25 protein-coding genes and 1 other RNA gene are annotated in these 20,852 nt (G+C 68.2%); 12 read left to right on the top strand and 14 right to left on the bottom strand.

The features are described from left to right. Positions 1 to 245 (bottom strand): hypothetical protein (locus CJ301_RS14040; RefSeq protein WP_099278012.1); only part of this gene is annotated, 245 nt, incomplete at its 3' end. A 156-nt stretch (positions 246 to 401) separates the two neighbouring features. On the opposite strand from CJ301_RS14040, the gene CJ301_RS14035 reads away from it, so the two are divergent. Continuing rightward, a complete protein-coding gene (locus CJ301_RS14035) occupies positions 402 to 872 on the top strand; it encodes a hypothetical protein (protein WP_099278011.1) in 471 nt (156 codons plus the stop codon). Here the strand turns inward: CJ301_RS14035 and CJ301_RS14030 are convergent. The 3 genes from CJ301_RS14030 to CJ301_RS14020 are packed head-to-tail and all read right to left on the bottom strand — an operon-like array spanning position 869 to position 3,563. Beyond that, a complete protein-coding gene (locus CJ301_RS14030) occupies positions 869 to 1,459 on the bottom strand; it encodes a TadE/TadG family type IV pilus assembly protein (protein ID WP_099278010.1) in 591 nt (196 codons plus the stop codon). The genes CJ301_RS14035 and CJ301_RS14030 overlap by 4 nt on opposite strands. Next, positions 1,456 to 1,986, bottom strand: coding sequence for a TadE/TadG family type IV pilus assembly protein (locus CJ301_RS14025; RefSeq protein WP_099278009.1), 531 nt, complete (start codon positions 1,984 to 1,986; stop codon positions 1,456 to 1,458). Before CJ301_RS14025 ends, CJ301_RS14030 begins: the two co-directional genes overlap by 4 nt. Continuing rightward, positions 1,983 to 3,563, bottom strand: coding sequence for a Tad domain-containing protein (locus tag CJ301_RS14020; protein ID WP_099278008.1), 1,581 nt, complete (start codon positions 3,561 to 3,563; stop codon positions 1,983 to 1,985). The genes CJ301_RS14025 and CJ301_RS14020 overlap by 4 nt, the downstream gene beginning before the upstream one ends. 185 nt (positions 3,564 to 3,748) lie before the next feature. On the opposite strand from CJ301_RS14020, the gene CJ301_RS14015 reads away from it, so the two are divergent. From CJ301_RS14015 to rpmG, 8 genes are all read left to right on the top strand, one after another. After that, positions 3,749 to 5,188, top strand: a complete 1,440-nt coding sequence (locus tag CJ301_RS14015; RefSeq protein ID WP_099278007.1) for a Glu/Leu/Phe/Val family dehydrogenase — start codon at positions 3,749 to 3,751, stop codon at positions 5,186 to 5,188. 16 nt (positions 5,189 to 5,204) lie between these two features. Beyond that, positions 5,205 to 5,861, top strand: coding sequence for a hypothetical protein (locus tag CJ301_RS14010; protein WP_099278006.1), 657 nt, complete (start codon positions 5,205 to 5,207; stop codon positions 5,859 to 5,861). A gap of 29 nt (positions 5,862 to 5,890) precedes the next feature. Continuing rightward, positions 5,891 to 6,178, top strand: a complete 288-nt coding sequence (gatC, locus tag CJ301_RS14005; protein ID WP_099278005.1) for an Asp-tRNA(Asn)/Glu-tRNA(Gln) amidotransferase subunit GatC — start codon at positions 5,891 to 5,893, stop codon at positions 6,176 to 6,178. 11 nt (positions 6,179 to 6,189) lie between these two features. Then, complete coding sequence (gene gatA / locus CJ301_RS14000) at positions 6,190 to 7,674, top strand: Asp-tRNA(Asn)/Glu-tRNA(Gln) amidotransferase subunit GatA (RefSeq protein WP_099278004.1); 1,485 nt, start codon at positions 6,190 to 6,192, stop codon at positions 7,672 to 7,674. A gap of 89 nt (positions 7,675 to 7,763) precedes the next feature. Then, entirely contained in the window at positions 7,764 to 8,390 is a 627-nt protein-coding gene (locus CJ301_RS13995; protein ID WP_437438422.1) for a hypothetical protein, read from the top strand. Positions 8,391 to 8,395: 5 nt separating this feature from the next. Continuing rightward, a complete protein-coding gene (locus CJ301_RS13990) occupies positions 8,396 to 9,073 on the top strand; it encodes an N-acetylmuramoyl-L-alanine amidase (RefSeq protein WP_099278002.1) in 678 nt (225 codons plus the stop codon). Between the two features lie 11 nt (positions 9,074 to 9,084). Continuing rightward, positions 9,085 to 9,476: RNase P RNA component class A (gene rnpB, locus CJ301_RS13985), an RNA gene on the top strand. A 127-nt stretch (positions 9,477 to 9,603) separates the two neighbouring features. Beyond that, positions 9,604 to 9,771, top strand: coding sequence for a 50S ribosomal protein L33 (gene rpmG / locus CJ301_RS13980; RefSeq protein ID WP_017928995.1), 168 nt, complete (start codon positions 9,604 to 9,606; stop codon positions 9,769 to 9,771). Between the two features lie 69 nt (positions 9,772 to 9,840). On the opposite strand, the gene CJ301_RS13975 is transcribed toward rpmG, so the two are convergent. Continuing rightward, positions 9,841 to 10,740: a LysR substrate-binding domain-containing protein gene (locus CJ301_RS13975; RefSeq protein WP_099278001.1), complete on the bottom strand. Its 900-nt coding sequence runs from the start codon at positions 10,738 to 10,740 to the stop codon at positions 9,841 to 9,843. 121 nt (positions 10,741 to 10,861) lie between these two features. Between CJ301_RS13975 and CJ301_RS13970 the strand changes: the two genes are divergently transcribed. After that, positions 10,862 to 11,143 (top strand): DUF6552 family protein, encoded by a 282-nt coding sequence (locus tag CJ301_RS13970; RefSeq protein ID WP_173812367.1) that lies wholly within the window; start codon positions 10,862 to 10,864, stop codon positions 11,141 to 11,143. On the opposite strand, the gene CJ301_RS13965 is transcribed toward CJ301_RS13970, so the two are convergent. The 9 genes from CJ301_RS13965 to CJ301_RS13925 all read right to left on the bottom strand — a co-directional run bounded on the left by CJ301_RS13965 (position 11,140) and on the right by CJ301_RS13925 (position 19,242). Then, positions 11,140 to 12,444: an NAD(P)/FAD-dependent oxidoreductase gene (locus CJ301_RS13965; protein ID WP_099278000.1), complete on the bottom strand. Its 1,305-nt coding sequence runs from the start codon at positions 12,442 to 12,444 to the stop codon at positions 11,140 to 11,142. The genes CJ301_RS13970 and CJ301_RS13965 overlap by 4 nt on opposite strands. Further along, the gene (locus CJ301_RS13960) at positions 12,441 to 13,793 is read right to left on the bottom strand and encodes a glutamine synthetase family protein (RefSeq protein WP_099277999.1); all 1,353 of its coding nucleotides are present in this window, start codon (positions 13,791 to 13,793) and stop codon (positions 12,441 to 12,443) included. Before CJ301_RS13960 ends, CJ301_RS13965 begins: the two co-directional genes overlap by 4 nt. Then, a complete protein-coding gene (locus CJ301_RS13955) occupies positions 13,790 to 14,467 on the bottom strand; it encodes a type 1 glutamine amidotransferase (protein ID WP_099277998.1) in 678 nt (225 codons plus the stop codon). Before CJ301_RS13955 ends, CJ301_RS13960 begins: the two co-directional genes overlap by 4 nt. A gap of 64 nt (positions 14,468 to 14,531) precedes the next feature. Continuing rightward, positions 14,532 to 15,338 (bottom strand): ABC transporter permease, encoded by an 807-nt coding sequence (locus CJ301_RS13950; RefSeq protein WP_099277997.1) that lies wholly within the window; start codon positions 15,336 to 15,338, stop codon positions 14,532 to 14,534. After that, a complete protein-coding gene (locus CJ301_RS13945; RefSeq protein WP_099277996.1) occupies positions 15,335 to 16,240 on the bottom strand; it encodes an ABC transporter permease in 906 nt (301 codons plus the stop codon). The genes CJ301_RS13950 and CJ301_RS13945 overlap by 4 nt, the downstream gene beginning before the upstream one ends. 46 nt (positions 16,241 to 16,286) lie before the next feature. After that, complete coding sequence (locus tag CJ301_RS13940) at positions 16,287 to 17,024, bottom strand: transporter substrate-binding domain-containing protein (protein ID WP_099277995.1); 738 nt, start codon at positions 17,022 to 17,024, stop codon at positions 16,287 to 16,289. Between the two features lie 41 nt (positions 17,025 to 17,065). Next, positions 17,066 to 17,854 (bottom strand): ABC transporter ATP-binding protein, encoded by a 789-nt coding sequence (locus CJ301_RS13935; protein ID WP_099277994.1) that lies wholly within the window; start codon positions 17,852 to 17,854, stop codon positions 17,066 to 17,068. A gap of 118 nt (positions 17,855 to 17,972) precedes the next feature. Next, positions 17,973 to 18,419 (bottom strand): TerB family tellurite resistance protein, encoded by a 447-nt coding sequence (locus tag CJ301_RS13930; protein ID WP_099277993.1) that lies wholly within the window; start codon positions 18,417 to 18,419, stop codon positions 17,973 to 17,975. A gap of 37 nt (positions 18,420 to 18,456) precedes the next feature. Then, positions 18,457 to 19,242: a 23S rRNA (adenine(2030)-N(6))-methyltransferase RlmJ gene (locus CJ301_RS13925; protein WP_099277992.1), complete on the bottom strand. Its 786-nt coding sequence runs from the start codon at positions 19,240 to 19,242 to the stop codon at positions 18,457 to 18,459. 107 nt (positions 19,243 to 19,349) lie between these two features. On the opposite strand from CJ301_RS13925, the gene CJ301_RS13920 reads away from it, so the two are divergent. After that, a complete protein-coding gene (locus CJ301_RS13920) occupies positions 19,350 to 20,189 on the top strand; it encodes a MipA/OmpV family protein (protein WP_254050159.1) in 840 nt (279 codons plus the stop codon). A gap of 86 nt (positions 20,190 to 20,275) precedes the next feature. Continuing rightward, positions 20,276 to 20,842, top strand: a complete 567-nt coding sequence (locus CJ301_RS18800) for a hypothetical protein (protein WP_162620538.1) — start codon at positions 20,276 to 20,278, stop codon at positions 20,840 to 20,842. Positions 20,843 to 20,852: the final 10 nt, after the last annotated feature.

The following is a 20,852-nucleotide window of genomic DNA, read 5'->3' as shown; positions in this document are numbered from 1 at the left end:
GGTGCTGCCGGGGCCGGGCGCGCGGAAAGCGCGGCGGCGCGGGCCTCGAGCCGGGCCCCGGCCTCGGCCGAGACGCGGCTGTCTTGCGCCGCGGCATCGGCGCGCGCCAGTAGCGGCTGCAGCGGGATCAGCCGCGGCGCGGGGCCCGCGCGCTCGGAGGCGGGGATGCGGGCGTCGATCTGGGGAAACTGGGTGCATCCCGCCAGCAGAAGGAGGAGCGCGGCGCGGGACAGGAGAGGGGGCATCTGGGGTCCGGGGCTTGGGTGACGCCGTTCTAGCCCGGGGCGGGGGCGCCGGACAAGGCGCGAGCCGCAGCGGCCGCCCCCCGCCCCGCGAGAGGGGTGACGGGGCGGCGGCACCGGGCTATGCCCGGACCCGAAGGCAGCGGGGGGATGGCAGGCATGAGGATCGAGTTGCGGGCGGCGCAGGCGCGCCGGGCGATGGCCGTCGGCGTGCTCTACGGCTTTGGGGGGGTGGCGGTCTATACCGCGCTGGCGGATGTGCCGGGGCTCTTGTGGTCGGTGGCGCTGCTGGCGCTGGGTCTGGGCGGCATGGCGGCGGGCGAGATGCTGCGCCGGGCCACGCGACGGGCGCTGTGCCTCGACGAGACCGGGCTGGTCGACAGCGCGGGCCGGGTGCTCGCGCGCTGGGACGACATCGTCGGCATCGAGCGGAGCAGCTTCTCGCTGCGCCCGTCCAACGGCTTCACCCTGCGGCTGGCCCGGCCCGGCGCGCGCGCCTGGCAGCCGGGCATGTGGTGGCGGCTCGGCCACCGCTTGGGCGTCGGCGGCGTCACCCCGGCGCGCGAAACCCGCGCCATGGCCGAGGCGATCGAGCTTCGGCTCGCCGACAGGGCCGCGCCGATCCCCTAGCAGATCGCCGTGGCCGGACCGGCGAGCGCGTTGATGTTGGAGCACAGCTGCCCGGCAAAGCGCGGCCGGGTCACCGCCGCCTCTTCGAAGGTGAAGGGCGCGAGGCCGACATCGAAGAGCGGCGTGTAGTCGATCCAGCTTTCGACCAGCGTGACGATCTCGCCCTCGGGGATCTCGGGCAGCCGGTCGCGCATCCCTTGCAGCGCGCGGTTGTCGAGCAGCTCGAGCCCGATGCCGGTCGGAATCGACCAGCGGACCTCGTACCGATCGCGCAGCGGGTCGAAGCCGATCACGCTGACCCGGAGCCGGCTCGGCCGGCCGTTCACCAGAAAATCCTGCAAGGTCTTGAGGCTGAGCAGGTAGTCGGGGGTCACGTAGCCGGTCTCGCGGCTCAGCGCGTCGCCGATGGTATAGGCCGCGCGCGCATTCACCGCCTTGGTGCGGTAGGCATCGAAGAAAACCCATGTCGCGGTGAAGCACCACAAGAGCAGCGGCAGCATGATCACCAGCTCGACGATCATCGCGCCGCCCTGGTGGCGGCGCAGCCGGCGCGCCAGCCCGGCGAGGTATCGCTGCGGCGCGCTCATGGCTCGATCACGAAGGCGCTGGAGGAGACGAGCGCATAGGCGCCCTCCGACTGGCGCGGCAGCGTCGCGCCGAGGCCCGAGGTCGGGAAATAGGGGTCGAACAGCGAGCAGGCGCGCAGCAGCATCAGCTGGTTCTGGACCCCGGCGGTGAAGCGGCGCAGCGGGATCGTGTCGTCGGCGCGGTCGACGCAATCGGCCGTGCCCGGCGGCGCGACCCAGGCGCGCGGATCGAGCGGCATCATCTCGAGCCGCAGGTCGCGGGGGCAATCGGGCAGGATCAGCGCATGGTCGCAGATCGCCGCGCTGACGGTGTCATGCGTCACCGGAACGAGATTGCCCAGCCGCACGTCGCGCACCGTCAGCTCGATCCCGCGATCGAGCATCACCTGCCGCAAGGTCACCATGCCCAGCTCGAAGCTCGACATGATCAGCAGCAGCAGCAGCGGCATGATCATCACGAACTCGACCGAGGCCGAGCCGTCGCGGGCCCGCGACAGGCGCGAGAGGAGGGCGGCGAGGGCGCTCATTGCACCAGCCTCAGCGCCTTGATCTGGGTCGCGATCGAGGTGAAGGCCGAGCTGATCTGCAGCCCCTCGACGCGGTAGAAATGCGAGGGCGAGGAGGCGCAATCGGCCATGGCCTCGACCGCGCCGTGCTGGTCGATCTCGAAGCCGATGGTGAAGATGACGACGCCCTGCGCCCGCGCGGCGGCGCAGATCTGGCTCAGCCGGCGGTTCTTCTCGTCGATCTCCTCGTGCTCGATGATCGAGGTCCATTGGGTCCAGGCCTCCCTCCGCTTCCACCAGGAGCCGTGCTGCTGCACCCGCAGGTGATAGGCGTGCTGGCGCACGCTCATCCGGGAAAAGAGATCCGACCAGCTCAGCCGGGTGCCGCCACGCGGCAGCGCGTCCAGCCAGTCGCGCGTCTTGGCACGGAAATAGGTGTTGCGATCGATCTTCACGACATATTCGTCGGAGCCGTAGAGCCAGACATCCGAGGGCGTGTCGCCGTTATAGGGCGGCTTGATGCGGAAATCATAGGTGTTCGCCCCGTCGGTCATCACCACCAGGACCTTCATGCCCACGGGGCTGTCGAAATCGCGCGGCCAGCCGGAAAGGTTGGGGTCGACCTTGCGGCGATCGATCATGTTGCTCAGCGCCCGGCCGGCCGTGGGATCGAGCAGCGCCGTGCCCAGGTTCACCCCCATCTCGATCGAGGTCCAGCCCCGGGCGGTGAGCGCGTTGATCCGGCGCTTGAGGGTCCGTCTGTCGTTGGACCAGGCCAGGACCTCGAAGTCCGACGTGTCGCGGCAATTCGGGGTATCCGCGCTCATCTGCGAATAGTTGCCGATCCAGTTTTCCGAAGCGGTGGGGGAGAACCCCTCGACGTCGAAATGCCCGGCCTGGACCGGCCTGCCGGTCGAGACGCGGGTGGTGGCATAGGCGCTTGCCGGCACGTCGAGGCAATAGCTGCGATCATGCGAGGTCACGACACCGGCCGCCGCGGCGAGGTCGGCGCCGATATTGACCTGGGTCGAATAGGGCACCAGCGAGATCGCGATATGCTCGGGCTCGACGTTCTCGAACATGGTGTCGATGAATTCCTTGCCCGCGGTCTTGAGGCGGGGAAGGCGGTGGTTGTCATTCATCGAGCCCGAGACGTCGAGCACGAGGCCGATCTCGACATCCGAGACCGATTCGGTGGCCGAGCCGACGGCCGGGGCGTCGAAGCTGTCGATGCCGATGATCCGCAGGAAGCTGGTGGAGACGGGCAGGCTGGCGCTGGCGCGCACCGTGCGCGCATTCAGCGCGTCGGTCACCGTGACCCGTGGCAGATCGGCCGGGTAGCCGGCCTTGGCGAAATAGTCGCGCACCACCGCCTCGGGGTCGCGCGTCTGCTGCAAATCTGCCGCCGCCAGCACCGCCCGGTCGAGCGTGGATTGCAGGTCGACGCGCCGGGCTTCGGTGCGCATGGTGTCGATCCCCAGGCCCCCGAGCGCGAGCATGATCACGAAGGCGAAGAGCGAGAAGATGACGATCGAGCCATCCTCGTTGCGTCCGATGCCGGACGGGGCGTGGGGCGGAGAAGGCGGGGTCTCTGACATGGCGGGGCTTTCTGGAACCTTCGGCCAGCAAAACACGGCGCCATGGCCAAACTGCGGCCTGCCTTGGGCCGATTGTGCCTTCCGTGGCGCAATAGAGGCATGAGAAGGTCGATATTGTCCCGCAAGAGCCTAGGATCGGGCGAGGACCGCCGGGCCGCACCGGCCGCATAAGGAGAATTGCCGCGATGACCGAGCACCAACCACAACCCGAACCGGGATTTCGCGATTCCGTCGACATGATGTTCAACCGCGCCGTGACGCTGATGGACCTGTCGCCGGGGCTCGAAGAGAAGATCCGGGTCTGCAACGCCACCTATACCGTGCGCTTCGGCGTGCGCCTGCGCGGCCAGCTTCACACCTTCACCGGCTATCGCTCGGTGCATTCCGAGCACATGGAGCCGGTGAAGGGCGGCATCCGCTACGCGCCTTCGGTGCACCAGGAGGAGGTCGAGGCGCTGGCGGCGCTGATGACCTACAAATGCGCGCTGGTGGAGGTGCCCTATGGCGGCTCCAAGGGCGGCCTCAGGATCGACCCGCGCGACTGGGACGAGCACGAGCTCGAACAGATCACCCGGCGATTCGCCTATGAGCTGGCCAAGCGCGACCTGATCAGCCCCTCCCAGAACGTGCCCGCCCCCGACATGGGCACCGGCGAGCGCGAAATGGCCTGGATCGCCGACCAATACGCGCGGATGAACACCACCGACATCAACTCGCGCGCCTGCGTCACCGGCAAGCCGCTCAATGCCGGCGGCATCCATGGCCGGGTCGAGGCGACGGGGCGGGGCGTGCAATACGCGCTGCGCGAGTTCTTCCGCCACCCCGAGGACGTCGCCAAGGCCGGGCTGTCGGGCAAGCTCGAGGGCAAGCGCATCATCGTGCAGGGCCTCGGCAATGTCGGCTACCACGCCGCCAAGTTCCTCTCCGAGGAGGACGGCGCGAAGATCACCGCGATCATCGAGCGCGACGGCGCGATCACCGACGAGAACGGGCTCGATGTCGAGGCGGTGTACCAGTGGATCGCCAAGCATGGCGGCGTCTCCGACTTTCCGCACGCCACCCATCACGAGGATGGCGCGAAGCTGCTCGAAGCCGAATGCGACATCCTGATCCCGGCGGCGCTCGAAAGCACGATCAACCTCTCCAATGCCGAGCGGATCAGCGCGCCGCTGATCATCGAGGCCGCCAACGGCCCGGTCACGGCGGGCGCCGACGAGATCCTGCGCGACAAGGGCTGCGTGATCATTCCCGACATGTATGCCAACGCCGGCGGCGTGACGGTCTCCTACTTCGAATGGGTCAAGAACCTCAGCCATATCCGCTTTGGCCGGATGGAGCGCCGCGCCGACGAGGCGCGCGCGCAGCTCATCGTCGACGAGCTGGAGCGGCTCTCGGCCGATGAGGGGCTGGGCTGGAGCCTCTCCAAGAACTTCAAGGAGCGCTATCTCAAGGGCGATGACGAGCTGGAGCTGGTGCGCTCGGGGCTCGATGACACGATGCGCACGGCCTACCAGGCGATGCGCGAGATCTGGCACAACCGCGACGACGTGCCCGACCTGCGCACCGCCGCCTATCTCGTGGCGATCGGCCGGGTGGCGCTGAGCTACCGCTCCAAGGGCCTCTGAGGGCAAAGGCGGGGTCATGGACTGGATGGCCCCGCTCGACGGCTATTGCGAAAGGCTCGGCCCCGGATTGTGGGCCGAGCCGCTCAATTTACTCTCCAATGCGGCCTTCCTCGTTGCCGCGATCTGGTGCTGGCGGCGCGCGCGCGGGCTTTGGCTGCCGCGCGCGCTTTCGGTGATCCTGTTCACCATCGGCATCGGCAGCGGGCTGTTCCACTCGGTCGCCACCCATTGGGCGATGCTGGCCGACGTGATCCCGATCGGCCTTTTCATCCTCGCCTATGTCCATGCCGCCAACCGGGTGTTCTGGCGCTGGCGCGCCTGGGCCGCCGCGCTGGGCGCCGCGGGTTTCGTGCCATGGGCGATGGCGCTCACCCCGGTCTTCGCGGCGCTGCCCTTCTTTGCCGTCTCGGCCTTCTACTGGCCGGTGCCGCTCCTGATCGCGCTTTATGCCGCGCTGTTGTGGCGGCGCTGGCCGATGGTGGGGCGGGGGCTGGCGCTGGGCGCGGGGCTGTTGTGCCTGTCGCTGGCCTTCCGCTCGATCGACGAGACGCTCTGCGCGCGCCTGCCCATCGGCACGCATTTCATGTGGCACATCCTCAACGCTGCGATGCTGGGCCTCATGATCGAGCTGATCCGCCGGGCGCTGCTTGCGGGACCGCCCCGGGGCGGCTAAAGCCGGGATCGACCAGACAGGAGAGCCCCATGTCGATCGACACCGACACCGCCCGGCGGGTGGCCAAGCTGGCCCGCATCCGGGTCGAGGACGAGGCGCTGCCCGCGCTCGCCTCCGAATTCAACACCATCCTCGGCTTCATCGAGCAGCTGCAGGAGGTGGATGTCGAGGGCGTCGAGCCGATGACCGGCGTCACGCCGATGCATCTCAAGCGCCGCGAGGACGTGGTGACCGATGGCAGCCAGCCCGAGAAGGTGCTCGCCAACGCGCCCGACGCGCGCGAGGGCTTCTTCGCGGTGCCGAAGGTCGTGGAATAAGGGGCCGAGCGATGACCGAACTGACCAAGCTGACCATCGCGGGCGCCCGCGACGCGCTGCGCCGCGGCGAGATCACCTCCACCGAGCTGACCGACGCGCTCAACGCCGCCGTCGACGGGGGCGACAAGCTCAACGCCTATGCCCACAAGACGCCCGAGATCGCGGCCCGCCAGGCCGAGGCCGCCGATGCGCGCCTCAAGGCCGGCGACGCGCCCGATCTGTGCGGCATCCCGCTCGGGATCAAGGACCTGTTCTGCACCGAAGGCACGGCGAGCCAGGCGGCGAGCCGCATCCTCGACGGCTTCAAACCGCAATACGAATCCACCGTCACCACCCAGCTCTTCCGCGACGGCGCGGTGATGCTCGGCAAGCTCAACATGGACGAGTTCGCCATGGGCTCGTCGAACGAGACCTCGGCTTACGGTGCTGCGGTGAACCCGTGGCGCGGCGAGGACGGCGTCGACCTGACGCCCGGCGGCTCCTCGGGCGGCTCGGCCGCCGCCGTGGCGGCCGATCTCTGCCTCGGCGCCACCGGCACCGACACCGGCGGCTCGATCCGCCAGCCTGCCGCCTTCACCGGCATCACCGGCATCAAGCCGACCTATGGCCGCTGCTCGCGCTTCGGCATCATCGCCTTCGCCTCCTCGCTCGATCAGGCCGGGCCGATGACCCGCGACGTGCGCGACGCGGCGATCATGCTGCGCGCCATGTCGGGGCATGACCCCAAGGATTCGACCTCCGCCGACATCGCGGTCCCCGATTTCGAGGCGATGCTGACCGGCGACATCCGCGGCAAGGTGATCGGCATCCCGCGCGAATACCATGTCGACGGCATGCCCGGCGAGATCGAGGCGCTCTGGACCCGCGGCACCGAGATGCTGCGCGACGCCGGCGCGCTCATTCGCGACATCTCGCTGCCGCACACCAAGTATGCGCTGCCCGCCTATTACGTGATCGCGCCCGCCGAGGCCTCGTCGAACCTCGCCCGCTATGACGGCGTGCGCTTTGGCCACCGCGCCAAGCTGGCGCAGGGCGACGGCATTACCGAGATGTACGAGAAGACCCGCGCCGAGGGCTTCGGCCCGGAGGTGCAGCGCCGGATCATGGTCGGCACCTATGTGCTCTCGGCGGGCTTCTACGACGCCTATTACAACCGCGCCCGCAAGGTCCGCGCGCTGATCAAGCGCGACTTCGACCAGGTCTTCGCCGAAGGGGTCGACGCGATCCTGACGCCCGCGACGCCCTCCTCGGCCTTTGGCCTTGGCGCGATGAAGGACGCCGACCCGGTGCAGATGTATCTCAACGACGTCTTCACCGTGACGGTGAACCTCGCCGGTCTGCCGGGGATCTCGGTGCCCGCCGGGCTCGATCACAAGGGGCTGCCGCTGGGGCTGCAACTGATCGGTCGGCCCTGGGAAGAAGGCGATCTGCTCAACACCGCCTATGCGCTGGAGCAGGCGGCGGGCTTCGTTTCCAAGCCCGAGAAATGGTGGTAACGCCCGCAGTCGAACAGATCAGGGCCCGGAGTGTCGCCGTGAAACCGCTTGCCTCTCGCTTGAACCTCGCCGCCTTCGCGGGCGCCGCCATGGTCCTTTCGGCCTGCGCGGCGCCGGTGCCCGACAGCGGCCTCGCCGCCGCCCGCGCCGAACGCGAGGCGCAGCTCACCGGGCGGGCCACCGCCCCGAGCTTCGGCGCGACCGCGCCCGCGTCCAATGCCATCTCCGGCTCCGATCTGTCGGCGGCGGGCATCGACGTGGAGCGCCGCGGCGGCGTGCAGGCGAGCCCGACCAATGCCGCGCCATCTGTCGCTGGCGGTGCCGCGATCTCCGACGAGCAGAGCTTCGAGGCGGTCGCCAACCGCGAGACGATCGAATCGGACGCCGCGCGCCGGGCCGAGCAGGCCGCGGCCTATCAGGTGGTCCAGCCCACCGCGCTGCCGCAGCGCGCGGGCGACACCGGGCCCAACATCGTCGAATACGCGCTCAACGCCCCGAACAAGCGCGGGCAGGAATGGTATTCGCGCTTCATCCTCGGCACGATGGGTGGCCGGTTCGAGCGCAATTGCGCCTCCTACCGCTCGCCCGACGAGGCGCAGCGCGATTTCCTCGCCCGTGGCGGCCCCGAGCGCGATCCGCGCGGCATCGACCCCGATGGCGACGGCTTCGCCTGCGGCTGGGACCCGGCGCCGTTCCTCGCGGCGGTGGGCCGCTAGGGCAGGTGGCGCTCTCGCCGAATCACGGGCCGCGGCGGCTTGGCGCGCGGCCCGATCTCGTGGTGATCCACTTCACCGCCATGCAGAGCCACGACGAAGCGCTGGCGCGGCTGTGCGACGCGCAGGCCGAGGTTTCGGCGCATTGGCTGATCTCCGGGACGGGCAAGGTCACCGCGCTGGTGCCCGAGGAGCTGCGCGCATGGCATGCGGGCGCGGGCCGCTGGGGCGAGGTCGATGACGTGAACTCGCGCTCCATCGGGATCGAGCTCTACAATCGCGGCGACCACCCCTTTGCCGGGCCGCAGATGGCGGCGCTGGAGGCATTGCTTGCCGGCATCATGAAGCGCTGGGCCATTCGCCCCGAGCGGGTGATCGGCCATTCCGACATGGCACCGGGGCGCAAGGACGATCCCGGCCCGCGATTCGACTGGAAGCGGCTGGCGCGGCACGGGCTCTCGGTCTGGCCCGAAGCGGGGCAAAGCGCGGCCCCGTCCGAGCAGCGCTTCGACGATCTCGCGCGGGCCTTCGGCTACACCGCCGACGTCACCCATGCCGAGCGTCTCGCCGCGTTCCGCCTGCGGTTCCGTCCCCATGCGACGGGCCCGGTCGATTCGACCGACATGGCGCTCATCGCCGATCTCGCCCATCGCTTTCCCGTTGACCGCCACGCCCCCGCGGCTTAGGTCCGCAAGGCGCGGATGGCCGGATGGCCGCGGGCCGTAAGGTTCGAGGAAAGTCCGGACTCCACAAGGCACGGTGCCGGGTAACGCCCGGCCGGGGCAACCCGAGGGAAAGCGCCACAGAGAACAGTCCGCCCGGCATGTCCGGGTCAGGGTGAAACGGTGGGGTAAGAGCCCACCGCGGGACGGGCAACCGGACCGGCACGGCAAGCCCCACCGGGAGCAATGCCAAATAGGGACCTCGCGCGGGTGCTGATCCGGTTCGCCGGATATCGCCGCAGGGACGCCTGACCCCGAGAGGTCCGGGTTGGCAGCTTCAGGCGCGTTGGCAACAGCGCGTCGAGATGAATGGTCATCGCCGGGGGCGACCCCGGAACAGAATCCGGCTTACAGGCCATCCGCGCAGATTACCCTCGGGCCATCCCGGCCCGTTTCCCGGTTGACAGCGCCTCGCGCGCGGTTAAAAGCCGGGGCTCAGACGTATTCACGCGGGCGCCGTCAACGCGCACGCCCCGCGAGCAGGAGAGACGACCATGGCGAAGCCGACGACGATCAAGATCCGCCTGAACTCGACCGCGGGGACCGGCCACTTCTACGTGACCAAGAAGAACGCCCGCACCATGACCGAGAAGATGGTCGTGCGGAAGTACGACCCCGTCAAGCGCGAGCATGTCGAGTACAAGGAAGGCAAGATCAAGTGATCTGAGCCGTTCCGACGGAATTCCGGAAGGCCGCGTCCCGAAAGGGGCGCGGCCTTTTTCGTTGCAGGCTCATTGCGGATCGGCCTGCGCCAGCAGCCAGTCGCGCGCCGCCGCGGTGGCGGGCGACATGCGGCTGCGCGAGGCCAGAAGATAGAAATCGCGCCGCCCCCTGAGCACGTATTCCATCGCCTGCACCAGCCGCCCGGCGGCGAGATCCCGGTTCACGAGAAACCGGCTCGCCAGCGCCACCCCCTGTCCCGCCAGCGCCGCGTCGAGCCCCAGCGTCGTCTGGCTGAAACGGATGCCCCGGGCCCGCGCCGCGCGGATGCCCGGAAAGGCCTCGCGCAGGTAGCGCGGCCAGAGGTCATGCGTGTCGTGCAGGAGCGTGAGGCGGGGCAGGGCCTCGGGGCCGAAGGGCGGGGTCAGACCCGAGATGGGATCGGGGGCCGGGTCGGGGGCGCAGACGGCGAGGATCTCCTGCCGAAACAGCGGGTCGGCGCGGATGCTGGCGCCGAAGGGCGGCTCGCCCTGCCGCACGGCGAGGTCGATCCCGTCGGAATGAAAGCTCGTCACCCGCTCGGTGGCCATCACCCTGAGGTCGATCTCGGGATGCGCCGCGCCGAAGCCGGGCAGGCGCGGGATCAGCCATTTGGAGGCGAAGGTCGGCGTCACCGAGATGGTGACATGCCCCGGCGCGGGCCTGAGCCGCGCCGTCGCCTCCGACAGCTGCGCGAAGGCCTGCGAGACGGCGGCGTGGTAGCCGCGCCCCTCCTCGGTCAGCGACAGGCCGCGCGCCTCGCGCAAGAACATCCGCAGCCCGAGCTGCGCCTCGAGCCCCCGCACATGCTGTGCCACCGCGCCCTGGGTGACGCCGAGCTCATCGGCGGCGGCGCGGAAGGTGAGGTGCCGGCCCGCCGCCTCGAAGGCGCGCAGGGCATTGAGCGGGGGCAGGGCGGTGCGGCGGGACATGATAGTTTTTCTACTGACAGGCTGTAGTGCTTCTGGCTCGTCACCACAGCCTAACGCGATTACCTGCCATGACAACGGGCCGCCCCAGGATCGGCCCGGACATGCCATTCGAGAGAGCATCATGACGGTAGAAAATATCGACTGCACCCTGCCCGGTGCCTGTTCGCGCCCCTCGTTCTGGCGCGATCCGCGCTTTGCCTTCGCGGTGAAATGGATCGCATCGGTGATCCAGATCGCGGGCTATGCCGCGACCGCCTTCGGCGTCACGCCGCTGAACCTCTACCTGTTTCTCGGCGGGGTGGTCGGCTGGCTCGCCATGGGGTTCATCTGGAACGACCGGGCGATCATGCTGATCCATCTCGTGGCGCTCGGCGCGATGCTTGCGGGCATGGCCAGCGGCTAGATCCCGAGCCGGTCGCGCAGCGAGAACCACGTCATCGCCAGCGTCAGCAGAGGCGCGCGGTAACGCGCGCCGCCCGGAAAGGCCGGGACGGGCAGGGCGGAGAAGGTGTCGAATCGCCCGGCCTGCCCTGCCACCGCCTCGGCCATGACCCGCCCCGCCATGCCCGACAGCGCCACGCCATGCCCCGAGAAGCCCGCGCCCGACAGGATGTTGGGCCCGATGCGCTGCAGGCTCGGCAGGCGCGACATGGTGATGCCGAGCGTGCCGCCCCAGACATGCTCGATCCGGGTGTCGGAAAGCTGCGGGAACAGGCTCTCCATCCGGGCGCGCAGCGCGGTGGTGATGTCGGTGGGAAAGCCGATGCCGTAGCTCTCGCGCCCGCCGAAGAGAAAGCGGCGGTCCTCGGTCATGCGGTAGTAGTTCACCACGAAGCGCGAATCGGCGATGGCGATGTCGCGGGTCAACACTTCGCGCCAGCGATCGCCCAGGGGTTCGGTCGCGGCGATGAAGCTGTTGATCGGCATCACCCGCGCCGCCACTTCGGGCATGATGCCGGGCAGGTAGCCGTTGCCCGCGAGGATCACGTGATCGGCGGTGACGCGGGCCTTGGGCGTGTGCAGCGTGGCGGGCGTGCCGCGTTCCACCCGCGTCACCTCGGTCAGCTCGTGGATCGTGGCGCCCGCCTTTTCGGCCTCGCGCGCCAGCGCGCGGGCGTAGCGCAGCGGGTGGAGGTGGCCCGCGCCTTCGTCGAGAAGCCCGCCGTGATAGGCCTCGGTCCTGACGATGTCTCGGATGCCAGAGCGGCTCAACGGGCGGATCGCATCGTAGCCATAGGCGCGCGAGAGGTGCTCGGCCTCGGCCCGGTCATCCGCCGCCTCGCGCCCCGTATAGGCACCATGCACCACGCCGGGCAGGTAGCGCGCCTCGGGCGCGTGGCTTTCGCAGAAGTCGCGCAGCTGGCGCTTGGCCTCCTCGGCGATGTCCCAAAGCTGCCGGGCCGGGCCGTCCCCGAGCTTTTCTTCAAGCCAGCGCTGCCCCTTGTTGAAGCCCGAGCCGACCTGCCCGCCATTGCGCCCCGACGCGCCGAAGCCTGCGCGATGCGCGTCGAGCACGACCACGTCGAGCCCCGCCCGCGCCGCCGTCAGCGCGGCCCAGAGCCCGGTGAAGCCCGCGCCGACGATGGCAAGGTCGCAGCGGCGGTCGGCCTCCAAGGCCGCGCGGTCGGCGGCGGGCTCGGCGGTGGCGGCGTACCAGCTGCGCGGCATCCGCCCGGGCGCATCGTTGCGGTAGAGCGGGTTCATACGTTCAAGAGCAGGTGCTGGCGCTCCCACGGGCTGATGACCTGCAGGAACTCGTTGTATTCCGCGCGCTTGACGATCGAGTAGACGCGCACGAATTCCGGCCCCAGCACCTCGTGCAGCTCCTTGGCCCCGTCGAACAGGTCGAGCGCGGCATAAAGCCCCTGCGGGATCTCGTCCTCGGCCTCGTAGGCGTCGCCGCGGTAGCGCTTGTCGGGCCAGATCTCGTTCTTCATGCCCAAGTATCCGCAGGCCAGCGAGGCGGCGATGCACAGATACGGGTTGCAGTCCATGCCGGCGAGGCGGTTCTCGACCCGCCGCGCCTGCGGCGGCGAGATCGGCACGCGGATGCCGGTGGTGCGGTTGTCGCGGCCCCATTCGAGGTTGATGGGCGCGGCGTGGTCGCGCACGTAGCGGCGAAAGGAGTTCACGTAAGGCGCGAACATCGCGATCACGCTCGGCATGTGCTCCTGCAGCCCGCCGATGAAGTTGAAGAAGGCGTCGGTCTCGCCGCCCTGCGGGCCGGTGAAGAGATTGCGGCCCTTGGCGTCGATGATCGAGTGATGGACATGCATCGCCGAGCCCGGCTCGCCCTCGATCGGCTTGGCCATGAAGGTGGCGAAGCAGTCATGCTTGAGCGCCGCCTCGCGAATGAGCCGCTTGAAGTAGAACACCTCGTCGGCGAGCTTCACCGGGTCGCCATGCCGCAGGTTGATCTCGAGCTGGCCCGCGCCGCCCTCCTGCGTGATGCCGTCGATCTCGAAGCCCTGTATCTCGGCGTATTCGTAGATGTCGTCGATCACGGGGCCGTATTCGTCCACCGCCGTCATCGAATAGGCCTGCCGCGCCGCCGCGGGCCGCCCGGTGCGGCCCAGCATCGGCTCGATCGCCTTGGCGGGGTCGGTGTTGCGCCCGACGAGGTAGAATTCCATCTCGGGCGCGACCACGGGGGTCCAGCCTTCGGCCTTGTAGAGATCGACCACGCGCTTGAGCACGTTGCGCGGCGAGCAGCCCACGGGGCGGCCCTTCTGGTCATAAGCGTCGTGGATCACCTGCAGCGTGCCGTCGGCGGCCCATGGGGCGGCGGTCGTCGTCGCCAGATCGGGCTTGAGGACCATGTCGGGCTCGACGAAGCCCTCGGGTCCCGCCGCCTCGCCCCAATCGCCGGTGATCGTCTGGAAAAAGATCGAGTTGGGCAGGTGGAAGAACTGCTGCTTTTCCCATTTCGCCGCCGGGACCGCCTTGCCGCGGGCGATGCCCGGCAGGTCGGCGATCACGCATTCCACCTCGTCGAGGCGGTGCTGATCGAGATAGAGGCGGGCGGCTTCGGGGATCTCGTCGATCCAGCTCATGCGGCCCCCTTCAGGACACGGGCCATGCGCTCGGCCAGAACATCGGCATCCACCGGCTTGTCGAGATTGGCGAGCGCGTGGTCGATCTGCTCTTGCGGCACCACGCCGATGGCGCGGGTGGTGGCGAGCCCCTCGATGAAGCGCGCGCCGAATTCGGGATGCGGCTGGATGGTGAAGGTGTGATCGCCCCAAGCGAGCCCCGCATGGGCGCAAAAATCGTTCGAGGCGATAATGCGCGCGCCCTCGGGGCGCTCCACCACCTGATCCTGGTGCCAGGCATTGAGCGCGATCTCGCGGCCCTCGAAGTGATAGGGCTGGCGGCCGATCGACCAGCCGCCCGCGAATTTCTCGACCCGGCCGCCCAGCGCCTGCGCGATGATCTGGTGGCCGAAGCAGACGCCGACCAGCGGCATCTTCGCTGCGTGGATCTCGCGGATCAGCTTTTCCAGCGGCGCGATGAAGGCGTGATCCTCATAGGCGCCGTGCTTGGAGCCGGTGATGAGCCAGCCGTCGCATTCGTCGATGTCCTGCGGAAGGACCATCGCCTCCACGTCGTAGCGGCGAAAGGCGAAGCCATGCCCGTCGAGCAGCCGCTCGAACAGGTCCGAATAGTCGCCAAGTTCCGGGCGCAGCACGTCTGGCGCGTGGCCGGTCTCGAGTATGCCGATCTGCATGAAGCACCGTCCTGTGGGATTTCCCCGAAAGCTAGACCGCGTCGCGGGCCGGGGCAAGCGGGGCTCAGCGCATCAGCATTCCAAAGCCTTTGGCGCGGGTCGGCGCGGCGTTTGGCAGGTGCCGGTTGAGCCGCTTGCCGATCAGCCCCATCACCGCGATCACCACCAGCGTCAGCAGCACGAAATAGCCCGCGAGGATCGGGTAGGGGACGAAGGGGTTGAAGGTCTTGTCGGCGAAATAGGAGGCGTAGTAGAGCGCGTCGCCCTTTTGCCGCGAGGCCGGAAAGCCCGAGAAGAACACCAGCGTGGTGGCGTGAAACAGGAAGATCGCCTCGTTGGTATAGGCGGGCCAGGCAAGGCGCAGCGTCGTCGGCCAGACCACGCGGCGGAACTTGGCCCAGCCCGAAAGCCCATAGGCATCCGCCGCCTCGACCTCGCCGCGCGGCACCGACATCAGCGCGCCGTAGAAGATCTCGCCCGAATAGGCGGCGGTGTTGAGAAACAGCACCAGCGCCGCGCCGAGCCAGGCCGAGGTCAGCGCGTCGAAGGCGGGCACCTGCCCCTTGAGCGAGAGAAACAGGAAATAGGCGAAGAAGAACTGGATGAAGAGCGGCGAGCCGCGGAAGATGAAGATCACCCATTCGGCGGGCTTGCGGAACCATGGCGAGGACGCCGCCTTGCCGACCGCCAGCGCGGTGGCGAGCGCAAAGCCCGAAAGCAGCGCCACGAGGCCGAAATAGATGTTCCAGATCATGCCAGAGCCGATCAGCACGAATTGCTGGCACAGGGTGAAATCCGAACGCGGCAGCAGCCGCTCGCCATAGCCGAGCGAGCGCAGCCCGTAATCCATGAGGGTTTCGTAGCAGCTCATGGCGGGCCTGCCTTGCTCATGCCGACGGGGCCGGTGCGCTTGTGGCTTCCCAGCGTCGCCTGCCCATGGGTCAGGCGCCGCATGATCCGGTCGAGCACGATCTCGGAGATGCGGGTGAAGCCGAGATAGAAGACCAGCAGGAACAGGAAGTACCACATCCGCCAGTCGCCATGCGGGTATGCGGTGAATTGCGGCGTCTTGGTGGAGCCGAGCTCGCGCGCCCAGTAGACGATGTCCTCGACGCCCAAGAGGAACAGCAGCGGCGAGGCCTTGATCAGCACCATCCACAGGTTCGACAGGCCGGGCAGGGCATAGACCCACATCTGCGGCACGATCACGCGGCGAAAGACCTGCGCCCGGCTCATGCCATAGGCTTCGGCGGTTTCGGTCTGGGCGCGCGGCACGGCGCGCATCGCGCCGAAGAGCACGTTGGCCGCAAAGGCGCCGAAGACGAGGGCGAAGGTGAAGACGGCGAGCCAGAAGCCATAGACCTCGTGCACCCATTGGGCCGAGGAGGAGAGCGGCATCTTGGCCTCGGCGCAGACGATGAAATCGTTGCCCTGGCGGATCGGCTGGTCCCAGTCGGGGCATTTCGCCTTGTGGCGCAGCCATTCGATGCCCTGATCGAGCGCGATCACGAAGAACAGAAAGAAGGCGATGTCGGGCACGCCGCGCACCACGGCGATATAGCCCTTGCCCAGCCATGACAGCGGCGCGATGCGCGAGCGCGCGGCCATGGCGCCGCCGAAGCCGAAGGCGAGCGCGACCGGGGCCGTCACCGCGAGCAGCAAGAGCACGGTGCCGAAGGCCCAGTAGAAGGCGATGTGCTTGCCCGTGGTGAGGTAGCAGGTCAGCCAGCTCAGGCCGGAGAGCGTTTCGGGGTCGGCGCAGGATGCGAACATGGGCGGCTTTCAGGCGGGGCGGCGCGAGGGCCGCCCCGGTCAGGTGTCATTCGAAGGTCTGGGTCTCTTCGCCGAACCACTTGACCAGAAGCTCGTTGAGCGAGCCGTCATCCTTCATCGACTGGATCGCGGCGTTGAGCGTCTCGCGCAGCTCGCCATCGCTCTCGCGCAGGCCGACACCGATGCCGTCGCCCAGCGCCACGTCCTCGCCCACGAACATCAGCTCGCCGCCCGAGGCCTCGACGATCGGCGCGAGGAAGTCCTTGTCGGCGAAGACCGCGTCGGCCTCGCCGTTGCGCACCGCGGCCACGGCCTCGTCGGGGGTGGCGAATTCCAGGAGCGCCGCGCCGCTATCGGCGACATGGCCGGCCTGGATCGTGGTGGCCTGGGCGGAGACGACGCCGCCGGTCAGGTCCACGTCCTCGGAGGGCGCGGCATAGGCGGAGGCCGCGGGCGGGAAGTAGGCCTGGGTGAAGTCGATGACCTCGTCACGCTCGTCGGTGATGCTCATCCCGGCGATGATCGTGTCGTAGTTGCCCGAGACGAGGTTGGGGATGATCGAATCCCAGTCGTTGGTGACCCATTCGCAGGTCAGCTCGGCGCGCTTGCACAGCTCGTCACCCAACTCGCGCTCGAAGCCATCGACCTCGCCCGCATCGTTGAGGAAGTTGTACGGAGGGTAGGCGCCCTCGGTGCCAAGGCGCACGGTCTGGCTGTGGCTTTCGGCCAGCGCGGCGCCGGCGGTGAGCGCGAGCGCCGCGGTCGTGAGGATCAGCGTCTTCATCTTGGTGTGGTCTCCTGTTGGGAAAGGTGCCGTGCCCGCTCTCAGGCGGGCTGCGGATGCGGGGCGGAATGCGACAGGAACTGTTGCAGCCGCTCGGATTTCGGGTTGCCGAAGAGCTCGGCGGGCGGGCCCTGCTCCTCGATCAGCCCCTGATGCAGGAACACGACATGGTCGGCCACGTCATGCGCCATGCGCATGTCATGGGTGACGATGATCATGGTGCGGCCTTCCTCGGCCAGATCCTTGATCACGCGCACCACCTCCTGCTCCAGCTCGGGGTCGAGCGCCGAGGTCGGCTCGTCGAACAGCAAGGCGCGCGGCTCCATGCACAGCGCGCGCGCGATCGCGGCGCGCTGCTGCTGGCCGCCCGAAAGCTGCGCGGGCCAGGCGTCGGCCTTGTCGCCGATGCCGACCTTGTCGAGATATTCGCGCGCCTTGGCCTCGACCTCGGCCTTGTCGCGGCCCAGCACCGTCACCGGGGCCTCCATGACGTTCTGCAGGATCGTCATATGGGCCCAGAGGTTGAACTGCTGGAACACCATGGCGAGGTTGGTGCGGATGCGGGTGACCTGTTTCGCATCGGCGGGGCGGCGGTCGAGCCCGGTCCCCTTCCAGCGCACCGGCTCGCCCTCGAACAGGACCTCGCCCTGCTGGCTGTCCTCCAGCAGGTTGCAGCAGCGCAGCAGCGTCGACTTGCCCGAGCCCGACGAGCCGATCATCGACACGACATGGCCCGCGGGCGCGCTGATATCGACGCCCTTGAGCACTTCGAGCGCCCCGTAGGACTTGTGCAGATCGCGGATCTCGATGACCGGATTGGTGTCGTTCACGTGCCCTCGCACCCCATGTGTGACGACGGAGTAGGGGGCATTTTCAATGAAAATGCAACAAGAACGATGCCGCTGACCCAGCGTCAGCAACGCCACGGAAAACGCGGGAGCAAACGGGCTAGAGGCCGAGCCGCCCCGCCGCGCGCCGCCGCGCATGGGCGCTGTCGGGGTCCGACACGCCCAGCATCGGCGCGACCATGCGCATCAGCGCGTCTTCCTCGGCGTCGCGCTGCCCGTCGGCCAGCGCGATCTCCCACAGCGCCTCGATCACCGCCTCGCGCTCCTCGTAGCTCACCGCATCCTTGATGGCGCGGGTGAAGCGGACGGTGTCGGGGGCCTCGGCCTCCATCACCTCGCAATCGGCGCGCAGGCTTGCGGCCTCGGCCTCGTCCAGACCGTAGCGGGCCATGAGGATGCGGTGGATGCGGCGCGCCTCCTCAGAGCTGTAATCCCCGTCGGCGCGGGCCAGCCGCACCAGAAGGGCGCCGAGCGCGAGGCGCGCATCGGCATCGGGAAGCGGCTGCGGGCCGGGATCGGTGAGGCGGCGGAGGAGATCTGCGAACATGCGCCCTATATAGACGGCCCCGCGCCGCGGGAAAGGGTCAGGGCTGCGGCGCCAGTGTCGCGAAGCGCGCCGTGAGCCATTGCGCCTGCTGGTGAAAGCCGTAGGGCGGGTTGACCACGAAGAGCCCCGAGCCGGTCATGCCATGGCCCGGCCGCGCGGGCGGAAAGGCGACCTCGTGGCGCACGGCTTCGGGAATGTCGCGCTCCAATTGGCGCAGCATCGGCGCGTGCGGCCGGTCGCGCAGGATCGGGTACCACAGCACGATGCAGCCCACCGGCCATTTCTTGGCGACGCGGCGAATCGCCTGCGGGACCTGTCGGTAGTCCTCCTTGATCTCCCAGCTCGGGTCGATCAGCAAAAGCCCGCGCCGCGGCTCGGGCGGGGTCAACGCCACCGCCATCTCCAGCCCGTCGCGGCGATGCACCTTCGCCCGCCCGCCCATGGCGGCGGCGAGTGCGGCGTGCTCCTGCGGATGCAGCTCGGCCAGGTGCAGCCTGTCCTCGGCGCGCAGGAGCCGCGCCGCGATCTCGGGCGAGCCGGGATAGGCCGTCGCGCCATGGGCGGCGCGGGTTTCGGCCAGCACGCGGGCATAGGGATGGGCGGCCTCGAACCAGCCCGCCACCTTCGCGATGCCCTGCGCCGCCTCGCCGGTCTTTTCGGCCTCCGCCGCGTCGAGCCGGTAGAGCGCCCGGCCCGCATGGCTTTCGATGTAGCTCAGCGGCTTGGGCTTGGCGCGCAGGTAGTCGAGCATCCATGATAGCGCCGCGTGCTTGTGCACATCGGCGAGATTGCCCGCGTGATAGGCGTGCTGGTAGGACAGCATGGGTGTCTCCTTTGCGCTGTGGCGCTGGTAGCGGCGGCGATGGGGCGGGGCAAGCCGCGTGGCCTGCATGTCACGCCCCATCGCGGCCTGCAGGCAGGATTTGCCTCATGGCCCATGCGTCGTATTTCATCCTGCAAGCCCGCTCGAAAGGATCCACCATGCGCCGCCTGCCGCTTTTCGCCCTTCTCGTCGCCAGCCCGCTGCCCGCGATGGCCGCCTCGCTCGACCAGCCTCCCGGCGAGTCGCTGATCATGACCGCCCCCGCCCCGACGCCGTCCGATCCGGGCCGGGTGCTGGGCTTCACCCTGCGCGGCGGGCTTGCCAGCTCGCCCGAATATTTCGGCTCGGATGAGTACGAGATCGGCCCCGATCTCGGCGTCGCGCTCGACCGGCTGCGCTTCGGCCCCTTCGACATCGGCAGCGACGACCCCGATTTCGTCTCGACCGGCTTCGGCCTGCGCGGCTCGCTTCGCTATATCTCCGAGCGCGACGCCGAGGATGTCGACGGGGTGACGGGGCTCGACGACGTGGATGCGGCGCTGGAGCTGGGGCTGGGCGTGGGCTACGACACCCGCGATTTCGGCGTCTTCGCCGATCTGCGGCGCGGCTTTGGCGGGCATGAAAGCTTCGTGGCCGAGCTGGGCGCGGATGTCTATTCCTACCCCTCCGAGCGGCTGACGCTGCGCGCCGGGCCGCGCGCGCTCTTTGCCGAGGACGATTATGCGCAGACCTATTTCGGTGCGCCGGGCTTTGCGGCCGATGGCGGGCTGATCTCGGCCGGTGTCGAGGTCGGCGGCATCTACGAGTTCAGCGACGATTGGGGTCTCGACGGCGCGATCACCTATGACCGGCTGATGAACGACGCCGCCGACAGCCCGATCACCGAGGATGACGACCAGTTCGGCGCAAGGCTCGGCATCACCCGGCAGATCGACTTCCGGTTCTGAAACTAAAGGAGAACTTTGCCATATCACTTTTTGCGTGTATTGTTCGGGCGCAATGCACGCAAGAGATAATATGAAAGGGTTTAGGTTTGAAGGGACTGACTACATTCTTAATTAGCTTTTTGGTCGCAAGTGGCGTCGCGGCGGGGCCCTTCGGGATAGAAATGGGCGGGTCGGCCAGTGATCTCGATTTGGCCGAAGAGGGAAACAAACCTTCATTAAACCAAGCGCCTAACCCTCACCCGCTGTTCAAAGAGTATGCAGTTTGGCACACTGAAGGCTTGGGAATATGTCGCGTTGTCGCAATTTCAGAGCCATACGGCAATGATCGCTATGGTTCTGGCGTGAAAAGAGATTTCGAAAGAGTATCTGAAGCGCTTTCGCAAAAATACGGATCTGGAAACCGGGTGGATTTCTTGAAATCTGGCGCCCTATGGGACGAGCCACAAGATTGGGTCATGTCCTTACGTCAGAACGAAAGAACATTCGGTCAGGAGTGGTCTTCAGTAGAAAGCGATGGAGAAGCCTACGATTATATCCAGCTTTGGGTTGATGGAGTGTCGAGTGATACCACGCTACTTATCCTCGAGTATCGGGGAAAAGATTTCAACGATTGCGTAGTCGAGATTGATGGTCAGCAAGACACTGTTTTCTAGAAGGTAAAAA

This window comes from Limimaricola cinnabarinus, from assembly GCF_002723615.1.
Lineage (GTDB): Bacteria > Pseudomonadota > Alphaproteobacteria > Rhodobacterales > Rhodobacteraceae > Limimaricola > Limimaricola cinnabarinus_B.
Note: the sequence above shows the minus strand (reverse complement) of the source record. Positions and strands in the feature narration are given on the sequence as shown.

What these genes read in the sequence shown, in the direction of transcription:
- CJ301_RS13950 (WP_099277997.1), bottom strand. Translation starts at nt 15,338, where the DNA reads ATGAGCTGCTACGAAACCCTCATGGATTACGGGCTGCGCTCGCTCGGC.
- CJ301_RS13930 (WP_099277993.1), bottom strand. Translation starts at nt 18,419, where the DNA reads ATGTTCGCAGATCTCCTCCGCCGCCTCACCGATCCCGGCCCGCAGCCG.
- rpmG (WP_017928995.1), top strand. Translation starts at nt 9,604, where the DNA reads ATGGCGAAGCCGACGACGATCAAGATCCGCCTGAACTCGACCGCGGGG.
- CJ301_RS13955 (WP_099277998.1), bottom strand. Translation starts at nt 14,467, where the DNA reads ATGCAGATCGGCATACTCGAGACCGGCCACGCGCCAGACGTGCTGCGC.
- CJ301_RS13925 (WP_099277992.1), bottom strand. Translation starts at nt 19,242, where the DNA reads ATGCTGTCCTACCAGCACGCCTATCACGCGGGCAATCTCGCCGATGTG.
- CJ301_RS14030 (WP_099278010.1), bottom strand. Translation starts at nt 1,459, where the DNA reads ATGAGCGCGCCGCAGCGATACCTCGCCGGGCTGGCGCGCCGGCTGCGC.
- CJ301_RS14010 (WP_099278006.1), top strand. Translation starts at nt 5,205, where the DNA reads ATGGACTGGATGGCCCCGCTCGACGGCTATTGCGAAAGGCTCGGCCCC.
- gatA (WP_099278004.1), top strand. Translation starts at nt 6,190, where the DNA reads ATGACCGAACTGACCAAGCTGACCATCGCGGGCGCCCGCGACGCGCTG.
- CJ301_RS13975 (WP_099278001.1), bottom strand. Translation starts at nt 10,740, where the DNA reads ATGTCCCGCCGCACCGCCCTGCCCCCGCTCAATGCCCTGCGCGCCTTC.
- CJ301_RS14035 (WP_099278011.1), top strand. Translation starts at nt 402, where the DNA reads ATGAGGATCGAGTTGCGGGCGGCGCAGGCGCGCCGGGCGATGGCCGTC.
- CJ301_RS13940 (WP_099277995.1), bottom strand. Translation starts at nt 17,024, where the DNA reads ATGAAGACGCTGATCCTCACGACCGCGGCGCTCGCGCTCACCGCCGGC.
- CJ301_RS13970 (WP_173812367.1), top strand. Translation starts at nt 10,862, where the DNA reads ATGACGGTAGAAAATATCGACTGCACCCTGCCCGGTGCCTGTTCGCGC.
- CJ301_RS14015 (WP_099278007.1), top strand. Translation starts at nt 3,749, where the DNA reads ATGACCGAGCACCAACCACAACCCGAACCGGGATTTCGCGATTCCGTC.
- CJ301_RS14020 (WP_099278008.1), bottom strand. Translation starts at nt 3,563, where the DNA reads ATGTCAGAGACCCCGCCTTCTCCGCCCCACGCCCCGTCCGGCATCGGA.
- CJ301_RS14025 (WP_099278009.1), bottom strand. Translation starts at nt 1,986, where the DNA reads ATGAGCGCCCTCGCCGCCCTCCTCTCGCGCCTGTCGCGGGCCCGCGAC.
- CJ301_RS13960 (WP_099277999.1), bottom strand. Translation starts at nt 13,793, where the DNA reads ATGAGCTGGATCGACGAGATCCCCGAAGCCGCCCGCCTCTATCTCGAT.
- CJ301_RS13995 (WP_437438422.1), top strand. Translation starts at nt 7,764, where the DNA reads ATGGTCCTTTCGGCCTGCGCGGCGCCGGTGCCCGACAGCGGCCTCGCC.
- CJ301_RS13945 (WP_099277996.1), bottom strand. Translation starts at nt 16,240, where the DNA reads ATGTTCGCATCCTGCGCCGACCCCGAAACGCTCTCCGGCCTGAGCTGG.
- CJ301_RS13965 (WP_099278000.1), bottom strand. Translation starts at nt 12,444, where the DNA reads ATGAACCCGCTCTACCGCAACGATGCGCCCGGGCGGATGCCGCGCAGC.
- gatC (WP_099278005.1), top strand. Translation starts at nt 5,891, where the DNA reads ATGTCGATCGACACCGACACCGCCCGGCGGGTGGCCAAGCTGGCCCGC.
- CJ301_RS13920 (WP_254050159.1), top strand. Translation starts at nt 19,350, where the DNA reads ATGGCCCATGCGTCGTATTTCATCCTGCAAGCCCGCTCGAAAGGATCC.